This window comes from Kitasatospora sp. NPDC054795, assembly GCF_053611565.1.
On the sequence record NZ_JBSHAP010000173.1, the window covers coordinates 1 to 15,156 of the forward strand.

The following is a 15,156-nucleotide window of genomic DNA, read 5'->3' on the forward strand; positions in this document are numbered from 1 at the left end:
TTGAGGTACTTGGCGACCACCGAGTCGGGGCCCGCGTAGAGGCGGCGGCGCAGTTCGGCCGAGCGGTGGTCGAAGGTCGGCAGGGTGCGCACGCCCAGGAAGGTGGCGTAGTCCTCGGGGCCGCCCTCGCCGAAGAAGTAGTAGCCGGCCTCGGGGCTGCCGGGGTCCTGCTGGGCGGTGCGGAACCACTCGTGGTCGCTGCCGGAGTGGTTGAGGGTGATGTCGCCGATCACCTTGATGCCGCGCCGGTGCGCCTCGGCGACGAGGGCGATCAGCGCCTCGTCGCCGCCGAGCGCCGGGTCGACGCGGTCGAAGGAGACGGCGTCGTAGCGGTGGTTGGAGCGGCCCTCGAAGAAGGGGGTGAGGTAGATGACGGTGGCGCCGAGGCGCTGGATGTGGTCGATCCTGCGGGCCACGCCCCAGAGGTCGCCGCCGTACATCTGCTGGAGGGCGGCGGCGTCGCCGGTGTGCAGCGGGGTGTCCCAGTCGGCCGGGCGGGCCCACTCGGCGAGCGGGGCGTCGCCGCCCCGGGCGTAGCGGTCGGGGAAGATCTGGTAGACCACCGCGTCGGCGGCCCAGGCCGGCGGGGCCGGGTGGGCGGTGAGGCGGAAGTCGGTGGCGTCCGGCAGGTCGTGGTCATGCAGGCCCGCCGCGGTGAGCCAGCGCCCGCCGTCCGGGGTGTGCAGCCAGAACCGGTAGTTCATCTCCGGGTTGACCATCGTCAGGCCGACCCGCCACCAGTTCGCGTCGGCGTCGGTGCGGTCGGGCACGGCGGCCTCGAAGTGCGGTTCGCCGTCGGGGACGGAGCGCAGGAAGACCCGCTCCACCGGCTGGTCGGCCGGGACCCGGACCAGCAGGTCGACCTTCTGCCCGAGCCGGGGCGCGAGGTCGCCGACGTAGCGCGCGGAGCCGTCGTGGTGCGGCTGGTGGCGGGCGGCGAGGCGGTGGCTGCGGGCCGTGTCCATGGAGCTCCTCGGTCGGGCGAACAGGGTACTGGAGCGCGGCGTTCCGCTTACCGGGGCCGACGAGGGAACCGTAACGGCGATGAAACTGTTGCGCAATATGTTGCTAAGATTGTTTCAACAGCCTCGCCGACCCGCGGCCCGGGATTTGTAAGATGCAGGCTCGACCAGTCGGGAGGACCACATTGAGCGGCCCGTCACTACGGGACATCGCCGCCCGGGCAGGCGTCAGCGCCGCCTCGGTGAGCAGGGTGATCAACGACCGGCCGGGTGTCTCCGACGACACCAGGCTCAAGGTCGCCGAGGCCATGCGGGAGCTCGGCTGGCAGCCCGACCAGGGCTACGACCCGCACCAGGGCGCGCTCATCGGCATCGTCGTCCCCGAGCTCGACAACCCGGTCTTCCCCCTGCTCGCCTCCGCGATCGAGGTGCAGCTCGCCAAGCACGGCCTGACCGCCGTGGTCGGCACCTCCACCCGCCAGGGCACCGCCGAACTGGGCTACATCGACGTCCTGCTGCGCAAGGGCGTCTCCGGACTGGTCCTGGTCTCCGGCCGGCACGCCAACCCGCACGCCGACCACGGCTTCTACCGGCTGCTGCACGAACGCGGCATCCCGATGGTGCTGGTCAGCGGCCGGGTCGAGGGCCTGGCCGTACCCACCGTCGCCACCGACGAGGCGCTCGGCGCCCGGATCGCGGTCGCCCACCTGCGCGAGCTCGGCCACCGGCGGATCGGACTGGCCGGCGGCCAGGGCTACCTGCGGCCCTCGATCAACCGCCTGGACGGCTACCGGCGCGCGATGCGCGAACTGCTCGGCGAGGAGGCCCCCGCCGACTGGTACGCCGAGTCCTCCTACTCGATCGCCGGCGGCGCCGCGGCCGCCCGCCAGCTGTTCGACGCGGGCGTCACCGCGATCGTCGCCGGCAGCGACCTGATGGCCCTCGGCGTCGCCCAGGCCGCCCGCGAGGCCGGCCGCCCGGTGCCCGGCGACCTCTCCGTGGTCGGCTACGACGACTGCTACCTGGCCGCCCACAGCAACCCGCCGCTGACCACCGTGCGCCAGCCGATCCAGGAGATGGCCGCGGCCGTCGCCGAGGCCCTGTGGCGCCAGCTGGAGGGGCACGGCGGCCAGGTCAGGGACTACCTGTTCAACCCGGAGCTGGTCGCCCGCGAGTCCACCGGCCGGCTGCGGCACGGCTGACCTCACGCCGAGGGCCGGGACACCAGCGGTGTCCCGGCCCTCGCACGTACCGCACCGTCAGGCGTTCGACACCGTGGCGTACTTCGGGGTGCCCTCGGCCATCTGCTGCAGGGCGTCCTTGCGGTCCCGCTTCGACAGCTTGTCGATGTAGAGGGTGCCGTACAGGTGGTCGGTCTCGTGCTGGAGGCAGCGGGAGAAGAAGCCGGTGCCCTCGACGCGGATCGGCTCGCCGTCCTTGTCGACGCCGGTGACCGCGGCGTAGTCCGGGCGGGCCAGCTCCGCGTAGGCGGTGGGGACGGAGAGGCAGCCCTCGTTGCCGTCGTCCAGGACGCGGCGGCGGTCGGCCGGGTACTCCTCCAGCACCGGGTTGATCACGTGGCCGATGTGGCGCACGCCCTCGTCGTCCGGGCAGTCGTAGACGAAGACCTTGAGGTCGACGCCGATCTGGTTGGCGGCGAGGCCGACGCCCTCGGCGGCGTACATCGACTGGAACATGTCGTCGATCAGTGCGGACAGCTCGCCGTCGAAGACGGTGACGTCCTTGACCTCGCGGTGCAGCACCGGGTTGCCGACGACGGTGATCGGGCGCGCGGTGCCCCTGCTGAGGTCGGGCTCCTGACCGATCACCTTCACGGGCGTCTCGGGCGCCGTCCCCTCCACGTCGTGCTCGTGCTCGTGCTGCTCGGCCTGCTCCGCCATGTCTTCCGCTTCCGTCGGTGTACGCGTTACCTCACCAGGGTACTCAGCACACTTCTTCGAGATCCCGGTAAGCCCGGCTTCCCGGGGCGGCCGCGACCCAGCGGTCCAGCAGGGTGCGCACCAGGTGGGCCGGTGCGGCGATCCCGCACTCGCGCTCGACCAGCCAGGACATCCCGGCCGCGCCGCCCTGGCTGAGGTGGCTGAGGTGGCCGGGGTGGGCGGCGTCGCCGTCGTCGTGCGGGTCGTGGTGGGCGGCGACGCCGTCGTCGGAGGCCATCCGGCTCTCCGAGCAGGCGCGGCACAGCAGCCGCACCGAGGAGGTCCAGTCCTCGGCCGCGTAGCCGGCGTCGGCGACCAGCCGCTCCAGCGCGTCCCGGTCCCCGGCGGTGGCTGCCTGGAGCAGCACCACGTAGGTCGGCACCGGGGAGGGCGCCCACAGCTCGATCTCGTCGAACACCGGGTAGGCGACGCCGTCGGTGACCCGCTCGCCGTGCGGGGCGCCGTCGTGCAGCACCACCTCGCCCCAGCGGCGGCCGGAGGAGGGCAGCGGGATGGACAGCACCTCGATCCGGGCCGGGTCCAGCCGGCGGCCCCAGACCACCTCGGACTCGCCGTCCGGGGAGAGCCGTACCGGGGTGGTGCCGAGGTCCAGGCTGACCGGGCCGTCCTGCTGCCCGCCGGGGCCGCCGGGCAGCTTCAGCCCGTACGCCTGCCAGGCACGGCGGGCCAGCGGCCAGTCCTGGAGGGCGGTGGCGGTGATGCCGAGGTTCCACCAGTCCGGGGCGCCGTGCTCGCGGTCCAGCAGGGCGACGGCGCGCAGCCCGGCCGAGCGGGCCTGCTCCCAGTCCCGGCGGAACTTGTGCAGCAGGGCGAGGTTGAACCAGGAGTCGGAGAGCCACGGCTCCAGGTCGGCGGCCATCACCAGCAGCGCGCCGGCGTCCTCGTAGCGGCCGTCGCCGATCAGCGTGAAGGCCCGGTCGGTCGTCTGCCGCCAGGTGGCGGACGGCCGGTGCCGTGCCCGGTGGAAGATCCTCACGTTCGTCCCTGCCGTCGTCGTCCGCTCAAGTCCCGTGCCACCGTGCCCGTACCGCCTCGGACGGTGTTCGGGGCCCGGTGCCCCGGGTCGGTGTTCCACGCTACGACCGCATCCAACCACGCCCGCCCCCGCCCGCGCTCCCCACCGCCGAGGTTGGGGTCCGCCCCTCCCCAGCCTGCCCGCCCGATCCCACCCGCTCAACCCCTGACGGCCGGAACCCGGTTTTCCCGGTCCCGCGACGCCGGCGCACGGCCCGTACCGTGCGGGCCCCCGCGTGCCCGGGCCCGCCCCTCAGCGACGGGCCTGGCCGCCCACCCTGGCAAGGGCGTCCACCACGCGGGGGTCGTAGACCCGGCCGCGGCCCAGCCGCAGCACCTCCAGGGCCTCCAGCCGCCCGACGGCCTCGCCGACGCCCCGGCCGCGGGCCGACGTGAGCAGGTCGTCGTGGGCGTTGGCGACCCGGATGATCCGGGACGCGAGCGGCACCGGCCCCTCGCCGGGGGCGGGTCCGGTGTACGGGTCGGCCAGCCGGGCGACCTGCTCGGCGACCTGCCGGGGCACTCCGGTGCGGCTGATCACCTCGCTGCCGAGGCGGGCGATCCGCTGCTGCTCGGTGTACGGCAGCAGGGCGGTGGCGCCGTCCGGAACCGGTTCGACCAGGGAGAGCTGGCCGACGTCGTGCATCAGTGCGGCGTACTCCAACAGGGCGAGCTCGCGGGTGCCCATACCCAGCTCGCGGCCCAGCGCGCACGCCGTGTCCGCGACCCGGCGCGCGTGCCCGTGCGGGGTGTAGCCGGCCACCTCGGTGGCCCGGGCGAGGCTGGCGATGGTCTGCCCGGTGGTGGCCCGCACGGCGGCGGCGCGCCGGAAGGACACCTGGGCGAGCAGCAGCGGGGTGCAGAACAGCGGCAGCGCCCACAGCCCGACCTCGCCCGCCGCGAGGCTGACCAGCATCCCGGTGGCGACGATCGCCGAGCCGATGCCGAACAGCGAGCGCAGCTCGTCCTCCAGCGCCGCCGGGAACCGCAGCCCGCCGCCGGAGCGGCGCAGCAGCGCCGCCAGGGTCGCGTCGCAGAGCGCGGCCAGCGCGGCGACGGCGGTCAGGAACACCCCGTACGCCGGGCCCTCGGGCGAGAAGCGGTCGACCGCGCCGCCGTTGTAGAGCGGCTGGAAGACGGCGGCCGCGAAGCCGACGGCGAGCAGCCGGCGGGCGGCGCCGTCGCGGCGGGCCGGGTCGGCCCAGGGCGGACGGCCGGGCGGACGGCCGGGGCCGCCCGGCAGGACGCGACGGGGCAGGACGAGGCAGGCCAGCCAGCCGAGCAGCAGGCCGGCCCCGGTCACCGCGACCACCTGGAGCGTCCCGTGCGCGGTCGGCACTCCGCGCAGCGGCCCGAGCAGCGCGTACGCCAGCGCGCCGGCCGCCCCGATGGGCGCCTGCTCCCGATCCCCCGGAAGGGTGATCCGGACGCACTCGCCGAGCGCGATCAGCGCGGTGAACGCCAGCACGACCCCGGGCTCCGCGACCCCGCGCACCGCGACGGCGCCCAGCGCGAGCGCCAGCAGCGCGGCGGCCACCGCGTGCACCGCGCGCGCGGTGCGCCCGCAGGGCGTGCGGCCGAGGAGCACCCGCCGCAGCGCCCGGGGCGCGAACGCCCCCGCTCCGAGCACCGCACGCCCGAACGCCCCCGCTCCGAGCACCGCACGCCCGGAAGTCGCGCGCCCGGGGGCCCTCACGGCTGCCCGGCCGCGGGGACGCTCCCACCCTGGGGCGGCACCCGGCCCGGCGCCGCCCGGACCGGCTCGGGCACCCCGAGCGGGATGTCCGGCACCGCCTCGATGCCGTCCTCGGAGTGCACCACCGGCTGCCAGTCGTGCCCGGCCAGCGCGTCGATCAGCGCCCGCACCATCACCGGGTCGAACTGGCTGCCCGAGCAGCGCTCCAGTTCCGTGACCGCCTCGCCGACCGGGCGGCCGCGCCGGTAGGAGCGGGTGGAGGTCATCGAGTCGAAGGCGTCGGCGACCGAGATGATCCGGGCGAACTCGGGGATCCGCTCGCCGGCCAGCCCGCTCGGGTAGCCCCGGCCGTCCATCCGCTCGTGGTGGTGCAGGATTCCGGCGTGCGCCTCGCCGAGGAAGTCGATCCCGCGCACCAGCTCGTACCCGTACACCGGGTGGATCTCCACCGCCCGGCGCTCCGCCTCGGTCAGGGGACCGTTTCTGCGCAGCAGCTCGGTGGCCACCCCGAGCTTGCCGACGTCGTGCAGGATGCCGGCGAAGCGCAGGGTGCGCAGCCGCTCGGCCTCCATGCCGAGCTGAGTGGCGATCAGCACCGAGGCCCGGCCGACCCGTTCGCTGTGGCCCCGGGTGTAGGAGTCCTTGATCTCCACGGCCTGCACCAGCGACTGCACGGTGGCCTGGTGGGCGTCGCGCTCGCGCTGGCCCTGGGCGAACACCCAGGCCGAGATGGACAGCGGCAGCAGGGCGAGCAGCGCCGCGAACGCGCCGTACGGGCCCTGCCAGAGCACCGCGACCATCAGCCCGCCGGCCGCGTGCACCAGCACCGGCAGCCCGCACACCGCGTGCGCCCCGCGCAGCAGCACCCCGGGGCGGCGCCCCTCGCCGAGCATCAGCATGACGCCCACCACCACCCCGTTGACCAGGCAGAACACCGCGACGGCGGCGAATCCCGGCAGCAGCGCGGCCGGGAAGCGGGAGCCGAGCAGCAGCTGCGGGCCGCGCAGCAGGTGGAAGGCGGCCGAGGAGGCGAAGGCGCACAGCGCGAGCTGGGAGCCGTTGAACAGCTGGCGCGGGCGGCAGCCGCGCCCGTTCGGGCCGCCGAGCAGCGCGGCCGGGGCGGCGACCAGGGCGGCGGCGGACGGCGGGAGCATCAGCACCCCGGCGAACAGCACCGGGAAGAAGGCGTTCACCCCGGGCCGGGCCGGCGCCCGCTCGGGCAGCGCGGGCCGGCGCAGCAGTCGGCGCACCAGCACCAGGCAGGGCGTGGGCAGGCCCTGGGCCAGGGACTCCCAGCAGCCGTGCAGGAAGGCCAGCAGCCCGACCTTGGGCCAGTCCACCGGAGCGCCCAGCCAGTGCGGCACCCCGGGCACGGCCGCGGCGGGCAGCAGCGGCACCAGGCAGCACAGCGCCGCCACCGGGACGGCCACCAGGTAGCGCGCCGCCCCTCGCGGCAGGGTCGATCCTCCACAGTCGGTAGCGATCTCGACCTCCCCGCCGTACGGACCCCGTCTTGCCTCAACGCGTCGGGCGGACCGACGGTGAGTGTCCGTCAGGAGAATAGGCCGCCGTCCGGACATGGGGACGCATGATGGCGCAATGGCGCAGTTGGCGCACCGCCAACTCACTCGAACGAGTGATGGCGCGTGCGAGCGGAACGGGAGCGGCCCCGGGAGCGCACACTCCCGGGGCCGCTGTTACTCCTTGCCCGACCTGCGCGAATCGCCCGCCGCACCCTCACCGGCGGGCCGGCGGACCACCGCTCCCGGTGGTCGACCACCCGGCCGTCCGCCGCACGGGCGTTCGCCGCGCGGTCGTTCGCCGCGCGGTCGTTCGCCGGGGACCGTCACTCCGCCTGGGCGCCGGCCTCGACCGGCGCGCCGGGGCGCTCCGTGGACTCCTGCTCGGCCGCCCCGCCCAGCCCGGGCGCCGGACGGGCCGACTCGGCGTGCACCTCGACGGTGGTCTCCACCGCGACCACCACCTGCTCGCCCGAGCGCTGCCCGGCCCGGATCGAGTCGATCCTGGCCAGCACCTTGCTGCGCAGGTCGGTCGGGGTGTCGTCGCACCCGCAGGAACGCTTGATCAGCGCCTTGATCGCCTGCTCCAGCCCGTACTGCTTCAGGCAGGGCGAGCACTCCTCGAAGTGCACGCGCAACTTTGCGCAGTCGCCCTCGGGCATCTCGTTGTCGAGGAATTCATAGAGGTGGTCGAGGACCTCGCCACACTCGGTTTCGTGCGGATCGCCGCAGCTCATGAGCCCGAGCCCTTCGCTTCCTGCCCTGCCCCGCTGCCGGCCGGGACCAGCCCGCGCTCACGGGCGTAATCCTCCAGCATGCCGCGCAGCTGACGACGGCCGCGGTGCAGCCGGGACATCACCGTACCGATGGGAGTACCCATGATGTCCGCGATCTCCTTGTACGCAAAGCCTTCTACGTCCGCGAGATAGACGGCGATCCGGAATTCCTCCGGGATGGCCTGGAGCGCGTCCTTCACATCACTGTCGGGAAGGTGGTCGAGCGCCTGGGTCTCGGCCGAGCGCAGACCGGTCGACATGTGCGACTCGGCCCGGGCCAGCTGCCAGTCCTCGATCTCCTCCGCCGCGGTGCGCTGGGGCTCCCGCTGCTTCTTGCGGTACGAGTTGATGAACGTGTTGGTGAGGATGCGGTACAGCCAGGCCTTGAGGTTCGTGCCCTCGCGGAACTGGTGGAAGGACGCGTACGCCTTGGCGAACGCCTCCTGGAGCAGGTCCTCCGCGTCGGCCGGGTTGCGCGTCATGCGCAGCGCCGCCGAGTACATCGGATCCAGGTAGCCCAGGGCGTCGCGCTCGAAGCGCTCCCGCCGGGCCTCCTCGCTCTCCTCCGCCGACACCCGGTAGGTGTCCTCACCGATCGCCTCGGCCAGCTCCTCACCGGTGAGCGCCTCGCCCGCGGGCAGGGCGTCGCCCGGGCCACGGCCCGGATCGGCCTCGTGCTCGGTCCCGACGACCGGACCCACCTCCTCGGCATGACGGGCACGGCCCACGGCGGGCCGCCCAGAAATGGAGGATATCGGGCTGACGGGCTTCTCGCCCGCGTCGAGCCACTCCGACCACGAGGGGGCGAACGCCGTGGTGGCCTCGCGCTCCTCAGGCCGCTCGGGGCACGCGATCGAACCCATCTGCCCTGCCTCTCACACCGGTGACTCGTGCTGACGGACACGACAACCACACCGGCCCCGGCCGCATTCCCGCCCCCGGGCACCATTCGCTCGCACGAGTGATCGAGCGGAAACTCCCCGCTCACGGCCTCACAGCAGCCGCAGCACCCAGTCCCCCACCGACGAGCAGATCAGGTCCAGCACCTCGTCCTGCCCCACCGGCGCCCGCTTGGGCACCTCGAAGCCGTGGCTGCCGTACGGCACCGCCACCAGCTCGTGCCCCGCCGGGAGCTCCGGGAACTCCGCCGGCCCGCCGAACGGGTCCGCCGCGCTCTGCACCACCAGCGTCGGCAGAGCGGACTCCAGCAGCTCCCCGGCCCGGCTCTTCTCCGGCTTGCCCGGCGGGTGCAGCGGGAACGCCAGGGCCACCACCCCGACCGCCCCGGTCGCCGCGCCCGTGCGGCAGGCCACCCGCGCCCCGGCGCTGCGACCGCCCACCACCAACGGCAGGCCCTGCCCGGCCAGCCGCTCCGCCACCGGCCGCCAGCCGAGGTCCAGCGTCCTCGGAGCCGGGCCGAGCCTGCGGCCCGCCACCCGCCAGGGCTGCTCGACCAGCGCCACGGTGATCCCCCGGGCCGGCAGCTTCCCGGCCAGCGCCACCAGGTCCCGGGCCTCGATCCCGCCGCCCGCGCCGTGGCCGAGCGCCAGCACGGCCACGGGCCGCTCGGCGCGGTGGTAGCTGATCCGGGCCTCCCCGGCCTCGGTGGGGACCAGTTCGGTGGTGCTCATCGCAGTGACTCCAGGAAGGTTCAGAACAGGGTGGTCTCGTACTCGACCTCGGTCCACGGCTCCTTGAGCTCCGGACCGTTGTTGCGGATGCTGCCGACCACCGGCGACACCGGGGTGGCCAGCAGCGCGCCCGGAGGCGGGGGTACCAGCAGCCGGGCCAGCCCGTCCGGGTCGGTCGACCGCGGGTCCAGCCACGCGTCCCAGTCCCCCGGGTCCAGGAACAGCGGCATCCGCTCGTGGATCGGCGCCAGCGACTCCTCGGCGTCCGTGGTGACGATCGTGAAGGTCACCAGCCAGGCCTCCGGGTGCCCGGGCGGCACCGCCCGGTTGCGCCAGAACTCGTACAGCCCGGCCAGCGCCAGCGGGGTGCCGTCGGCCCGGGAGACGAAGTACGGCTTCTTGCGGGCCTTTCCGCGCTCCCCCGGCACCGTCTGCCACTCGTAGTAGCCGTCCACCGGCAGGATGCACCGGCGCGCGGCGAAGGCCTGCCGGTACGAGGGCTTCTCGTGCACCGTGTCCGACCGGGCGTTGATCATCTTCACCGCCGTCTCGGCGGAGTTCGACCACTGCGGCACCAGCCCCCAGCGCAGCACCCGCAGCTGCCGCACCGGCCGCGGCCGCTCCCCGCCCAGCCGCTCCAGCACCACGAAGGCGCTGTTGGTCGGCGCGACGTTCCAGTTCGGGCCCAGGGTCTCCGCGGGATCCCAGTGCTCGACGTCGAACAGCTCGACGACGTCCTCGGGCTTGCTGCTGGCTGCGAACCGACCGCACATGCGGGCCAGCTTGCCATGCCACCGTCCTCAGGACTTGTTCATCCCCGGACCAGAACCACCCGCCGCCTCCCGCCCGTCCCCGCATGGGAGGCTGCCCCGAACGGCCCAACGCGACGGCCCACTGCGGCGGACGGAGGCGGAGAGACACCGATGAACGCGAACGACCGGACCCTCGGCGACCTGTGGGACCAGGTGACCGGCACCCAGGCCGCCCCACCCGGCTGGCTGGTCCTGGCGACCTGCGCCGCCGCCCTGCTCACCGTCCTGGCCCGCCCGCTCTGGCACGTCGCCCGCAACGCCGTGACCATCGCCCACGAGGGCGGCCACGGCCTGATCGCCGTGGTCACCCGCCGCAAGCTGGCCGGCATCCGGCTGCACTCGGACACCTCCGGGCTCACCCTCTCCTACGGCCGCCCCACCGGCCCCGGCATGGTCCTCACCGCCGCCGCCGGCTACACCGCCCCCGCGCTGCTCGGCCTCGGCTGCGCCGCCCTGCTCGCCGCCGACCGGATCACCCTGCTGCTCTGGCTGGCGATCGTGCTGCTGCTCGCCCTGCTGCTGCGCATCCGCAACGCCTTCGGCTTCCTCAGCGTGCTGGTCGCCGGCGGCGCCTTCTTCCTGGTCTCGTGGTTCGGCAGCGCCGAGGTCCAGGCCGGCTTCGCCTACCTCGGCTGCTGGTTCCTGCTCTTCGGCGCCGTCCGCCCCGTCCTGGAGCTCCAGCACCAGCGCCGGATCGGCTGGGCCCGCGACTCCGACGCCGACCAGCTCGCCCGGCTCACCCACGTCCCCGCCCTCGCCTGGGTCACCGTCTTCCTGCTCGTCGCCCTCGCCTGCCTCGGCCTCGGCGCCGCCTGGCTGCTCCAGCCGCTGCGGTAGCCGGCCGGGGCGTCCCGCCGCCCGACCGACGAGGGGGCTTCCTCCGCGGCCCCTAGACTTGCCCCATGACCGAGACCCTGTGGCCCGCCCCCGTCGCGACCAGCCCCGTCGACGCCACCGTCACCATCCCCGGCTCCAAGTCGGTCACCAACCGGGCCCTGGTGCTGGCGGCACTCGCCGACGGGCCGGGCTGGGTGCGGCGCCCGCTGCGCAGCCGCGACTCCCAGCTGATGGCCGACGGCCTGCGCGCCCTCGGGGTCACCATCGAGGAGAAGGTCAACAACGACTCCGGCGGCACCGGCGGCGGCGAGGCCTGGCGGGTCATCCCCGCCCCCGCGCTGCTCGGCCCCGCCTCCGTCGACGTCGGCAACGCCGGCACGGTGATGCGCTTCCTGCCGCCGCTCGCCGTCCTCGCCGACGGCCCCGTGCACTTCGACGGCGACCCGCGCTGCTACGAGCGTCCCCAGCACGGTGTGATCAACGCCCTGCGCGCGCTCGGCGCCCGGATCGAGGACGGCGGCCGGGGCGCCTTCCCGCTCACCGTGCACGGCACCGGCTCGCTGGACGGCGGCCCGGTCGAGCTGGACGCCTCCTCCTCGTCCCAGTTCGTCTCCGCCCTGCTGCTCTCCGGGGCCCGCTACAACCACGGCATCGAGGTCCGCCACGTCGGCGGCCCGGTCCCGTCGCTGCCGCACATCCGGATGACCGTGGAGATGCTGCGGCTGGCCGGCGCCCAGGTCGACGCCCCCGAGGACGGCGGCGAGAAGGACGTCTGGCGGGTCACCCCCGGCGCCCTGATCGGCCGCGACCTGGTGGTCGAGCCGGACCTCTCCAACGCCGCGCCGTTCTTCGCCGCCGCCCTGGTCACCGGCGGCCGGGTCACCGTGCGGGACTGGCCCAGGCACACCACCCAGCCCGGGGACCAGCTGCGCGAGATCTACACCCGGATGGGCGGCGCCTGCGAGTTCACCGACGAGGGCCTGCAGTTCACCGGCACCGGCCGGATCCACGGCATCGAGGCCGACCTGCACGACGTCGGCGAGCTCACCCCGGTGATCGCCGCCGTCGCCGCGCTGGCCGACTCCGAGTCCCACCTGTACGGCATCGCCCACCTGCGCCTGCACGAGACCGACCGGCTCGCCGCGCTCGCCAAGGAGATCAACGACCTGGGCGGCGACGTCACCGAGACCGAGGACGGCCTGCGGATCCGCCCGCGCCCGCTGCACAGCGGCATCTTCCACACCTACGAGGACCACCGCCTCGCCACCGCCGCCGCCGTGCTCGGCCTCGCCGTGCCCGGCGTCGAGGTCGAGAACGTCGCCACCACCGCCAAGACCCTGCCCGACTTCCCCGGGATGTGGTCCGAGCTGCTCGGCGAAGCGGCGGCGGGCGCCTGAGCGGAGACTGAGCACATGCGCCGCTACGGCAAGGACGCCGACGAGGACGACATCCGCAACCGCCCCGCCCGCCGGGGCTCCCGGCCGCGGACCCGGATCCGGCCCAAGCACGAGGACGCCGCCGAGGCGATGGTGCTGACCGTCGACCGCGGTCGGATCACCTGCCTGGTCGACCTGGGAACGAAGCAGGAACGCGAGGTCGTCGCCATGAAGGCCCGCGAGCTGGGCCGCAAGGGCGTCGTCGTCGGCGACGTGGTCAACCTGGTCGGCGACCTCACCGGGGAGGCCGACACCCTCGCCCGGATCGTCCGGGTCGAGGAACGCACCTCGGTGCTGCGGCGCACCGCGGACGACGACGACCCGTACGAGCGGATCGTGGTCGCCAACGCCGAGCAGCTGGCCATCGTCACCGCCCTGGCCGATCCGGAGCCGCGCCCCCGGCTGATCGACCGCTGCCTGGTGGCGGCGTACGACGCGGGCATGGAGCCGCTGCTGGTGCTCACCAAGTCGGACCTCGCCCCGGCCTCGACGCTGCTGGAGACCTACGCGCCGCTGGGCATCGAGTACGTGGTCACCCGCCGCGACGAGCTGGAGACCACCGGCGCCGAGGCCGTCCGGGAGCACCTGCGCGGCCTGTCCACGGTCTTCATCGGCCACTCCGGCGTCGGCAAGACCACCCTGGTCAACGCGCTCGTCCCGGACCGCCGGCGGCAGACCGGGCACGTCAACGCCGTCACCGGCCGCGGCCGGCACACCACCGTCTCCGCGCTGGCGCTGCGCTTGCCCCCGCCGCCCGGCGCCAAGCCCGGCTCGAAGAAGGCGCTGAACCCCGGCTGGGTGATCGACACCCCCGGCTTCCGCTCGTTCGGCCTCTCGCACATCGATCCGTCCCGGGTCATCCTCGCCTTCCCCGACCTGGAGGCCGGCACCGCCGACTGCCCGCGCGCGTGCAGCCACGACGAGCCGGACTGCGCGCTGGACGCCTGGGTCGCCGAGGGCCACGCCGAGGCGGCCCGGCTCTACTCGCTGCGCCGTCTGCTGGCCAGCAAGGACGGCGAGGCCGACTGAGTCCGGCCGTCCGCGGCCGGTCGGCGGGGTTGGTGGCCGGTCGGCGGGGTTGGTGGCCCGTTCGAGGTGTCGGAGCGGGCCCACCTGGCGATCATAGGAAAGTCGGGCCGTATGCGGTCCGCCCGTCGATCGACAGGGAGGGCACGCGATGGCATGGGCCCTGGTGGTCCTGGCCGGCCTGCTGGAGACCGGCTTCGCGATCAACCTCAAGCTCAGCGAGGGCTTCACCAAGCTCTGGCCCACCATCAGCTTCTGCGTGTTCGCCCTCGGCAGCTTCGGCCTGCTCACCCTCTCGCTGAAGACCCTTCCGGTCGGCCCCGCCTACGCGGTGTGGACGGGCATCGGCGCGGCCGGCACCGCGATCTACGGCATGCTCTTCCTCGGCGAGAGCTCCTCGGTGCTCAAGCTGGTCTCGATCTCGCTGGTGATCGCCGGTGTCATCGGCCTCCAGCTCAGCGGCACGACCCACTGAGCGGCACGACCAACTCAGCGGCACGACCCACTGAGCGACCGGGCACGCGGAGCGACGAGCGGAGCCGACACGGCGCACCGGACGGCCGTGCGCGCCCGCACCCGCTCCGTGCCGCTCCGCGAGCCCGGCTGTGCCGATCGGAGGAGGCTCGCTAGGGTTTCGGGCATGGCCGATTACCACGACGACCTCCGACTCGCCCATGTCCTCGCCGACTCGGCCGACTCGGTCACCCTGGATCGCTTCCGCGCCCTCGACCTGAAGATCGAGACCAAGCCCGACCTCACCCCGGTGAGCGACGCCGACAAGGCCGCCGAGGAGCTCGTGCGCAGCGTGCTCCAGCGCGCCCGTCCTCGCGACGCCGTCCTCGGCGAGGAGTTCGGTCTCCAGGGCTCGGGCCCGCGCCGCTGGGTGATCGACCCGATCGACGGCACCAAGAACTACATCCGCGGCGTCCCGGTCTGGGCCACCCTGATCGCCCTGCTGGAGGACGGCCCGGACGGCGTCGAGCGCCCGGTGGTCGGCATCGTCTCCGCCCCCGCGCTGCAGCGCCGCTGGTGGGCGGCCAAGGGCCTGGGCGCGTTCGGCGGCCGCAGCCTGACCAAGGCCTCCCGGCTGCAGGTCTCCGGTGTCTCCCGGATCGAGGACGCGTCCTTCTCCTACTCCTCGCTCAGCGGCTGGGAGGAGCGCGGCCGCCTCGACCCGTTCCTGGACCTCACCCGCGCCTGCTGGCGCACCCGCGCGTACGGTGACTTCTGGTCCTACATGATGGTCGCCGAGGGCGCCGTCGACATCGCCGCCGAGCCCGAGCTGTCGCTGTGGGACATGGCGGCCAACTGCATCATCGTCGAGGAGGCCGGCGGCCGCTTCACCGGCCTGGACGGCGTCCCCGGCCCCGGCGGCGCCGACGCGGTCGCCTCCAACGGCCTGCTGCACGAGGAGGCCCTGCGCCGGCTCTCCGTCTGACCCCGGCCGGCCCGAACGTGGTCGCGGCCCCCCGACCAGTGGGAGCT

Annotated in this window: 15 protein-coding genes; 6 read left to right on the plus strand and 9 right to left on the minus strand. The window is 74.3% G+C overall.

Features of this window, described 5'->3' with window-relative positions; all coding sequences use genetic code 11:
* A partial coding sequence (locus tag ACWGJO_RS37600; protein ID WP_452190149.1) for an alpha-amylase family glycosyl hydrolase occupies positions 1 to 965 on the minus strand: 965 nt, incomplete at its 3' end.
* Positions 966 to 1,117: 152 nt separating this feature from the next.
* Here ACWGJO_RS37600 and ACWGJO_RS37605 point away from each other — a divergent pair.
* Complete coding sequence (locus ACWGJO_RS37605) at positions 1,118 to 2,164, plus strand: LacI family DNA-binding transcriptional regulator (protein WP_452190150.1); 1,047 nt, start codon at positions 1,118 to 1,120, stop codon at positions 2,162 to 2,164.
* Between the two features lie 57 nt (positions 2,165 to 2,221).
* Here the strand turns inward: ACWGJO_RS37605 and def are convergent, their stop codons facing one another.
* The 8 genes from def to ACWGJO_RS37645 form a co-directional block, all read right to left on the minus strand.
* Entirely contained in the window at positions 2,222 to 2,863 is a 642-nt protein-coding gene (gene def / locus ACWGJO_RS37610) for a peptide deformylase (protein ID WP_452190151.1), read from the minus strand.
* Between the two features lie 43 nt (positions 2,864 to 2,906).
* Positions 2,907 to 3,899, minus strand: coding sequence for a tetratricopeptide repeat protein (locus tag ACWGJO_RS37615; RefSeq protein WP_359908447.1), 993 nt, complete (start codon positions 3,897 to 3,899; stop codon positions 2,907 to 2,909).
* A gap of 291 nt (positions 3,900 to 4,190) precedes the next feature.
* Positions 4,191 to 5,597, minus strand: a complete 1,407-nt coding sequence (locus ACWGJO_RS37620; protein WP_452190152.1) for an HD-GYP domain-containing protein — start codon at positions 5,595 to 5,597, stop codon at positions 4,191 to 4,193.
* Between the two features lie 32 nt (positions 5,598 to 5,629).
* Positions 5,630 to 7,063, minus strand: coding sequence for an HD-GYP domain-containing protein (locus ACWGJO_RS37625; RefSeq protein ID WP_452190153.1), 1,434 nt, complete (start codon positions 7,061 to 7,063; stop codon positions 5,630 to 5,632).
* A 416-nt stretch (positions 7,064 to 7,479) separates the two neighbouring features.
* On the minus strand, positions 7,480 to 7,890 hold the full coding sequence (rsrA, locus tag ACWGJO_RS37630; RefSeq protein WP_359908442.1) for a mycothiol system anti-sigma-R factor: 411 nt from the start codon (positions 7,888 to 7,890) through the stop codon (positions 7,480 to 7,482).
* Positions 7,887 to 8,537, minus strand: a complete 651-nt coding sequence (locus ACWGJO_RS37635) for a sigma-70 family RNA polymerase sigma factor (RefSeq protein ID WP_049655069.1) — start codon at positions 8,535 to 8,537, stop codon at positions 7,887 to 7,889. The genes rsrA and ACWGJO_RS37635 overlap by 4 nt, the downstream gene beginning before the upstream one ends.
* 384 nt (positions 8,538 to 8,921) lie before the next feature.
* Positions 8,922 to 9,560, minus strand: a complete 639-nt coding sequence (locus ACWGJO_RS37640) for an alpha/beta hydrolase family protein (RefSeq protein ID WP_387694948.1) — start codon at positions 9,558 to 9,560, stop codon at positions 8,922 to 8,924.
* 20 nt (positions 9,561 to 9,580) lie between these two features.
* Complete coding sequence (locus ACWGJO_RS37645; protein ID WP_452190154.1) at positions 9,581 to 10,333, minus strand: SOS response-associated peptidase; 753 nt, start codon at positions 10,331 to 10,333, stop codon at positions 9,581 to 9,583.
* Between the two features lie 150 nt (positions 10,334 to 10,483).
* Between ACWGJO_RS37645 and ACWGJO_RS37650 the strand changes: the two genes are divergently transcribed.
* The 5 genes from ACWGJO_RS37650 (at position 10,484) to hisN (ending at position 15,109) form a co-directional block, all read left to right on the plus strand.
* Positions 10,484 to 11,209, plus strand: coding sequence for a M50 family metallopeptidase (locus ACWGJO_RS37650; protein WP_452190155.1), 726 nt, complete (start codon positions 10,484 to 10,486; stop codon positions 11,207 to 11,209).
* A 65-nt stretch (positions 11,210 to 11,274) separates the two neighbouring features.
* Complete coding sequence (aroA, locus tag ACWGJO_RS37655; protein WP_452190156.1) at positions 11,275 to 12,606, plus strand: 3-phosphoshikimate 1-carboxyvinyltransferase; 1,332 nt, start codon at positions 11,275 to 11,277, stop codon at positions 12,604 to 12,606.
* Positions 12,607 to 12,621: 15 nt separating this feature from the next.
* Complete coding sequence (gene rsgA, locus ACWGJO_RS37660; protein WP_387694944.1) at positions 12,622 to 13,674, plus strand: ribosome small subunit-dependent GTPase A; 1,053 nt, start codon at positions 12,622 to 12,624, stop codon at positions 13,672 to 13,674.
* 148 nt (positions 13,675 to 13,822) lie between these two features.
* Entirely contained in the window at positions 13,823 to 14,146 is a 324-nt protein-coding gene (locus ACWGJO_RS37665; RefSeq protein ID WP_359908425.1) for a DMT family transporter, read from the plus strand.
* Positions 14,147 to 14,311: 165 nt separating this feature from the next.
* A complete protein-coding gene (gene hisN / locus ACWGJO_RS37670; RefSeq protein WP_380540004.1) occupies positions 14,312 to 15,109 on the plus strand; it encodes a histidinol-phosphatase in 798 nt (265 codons plus the stop codon).
* Positions 15,110 to 15,156 lie beyond the last annotated feature (47 nt).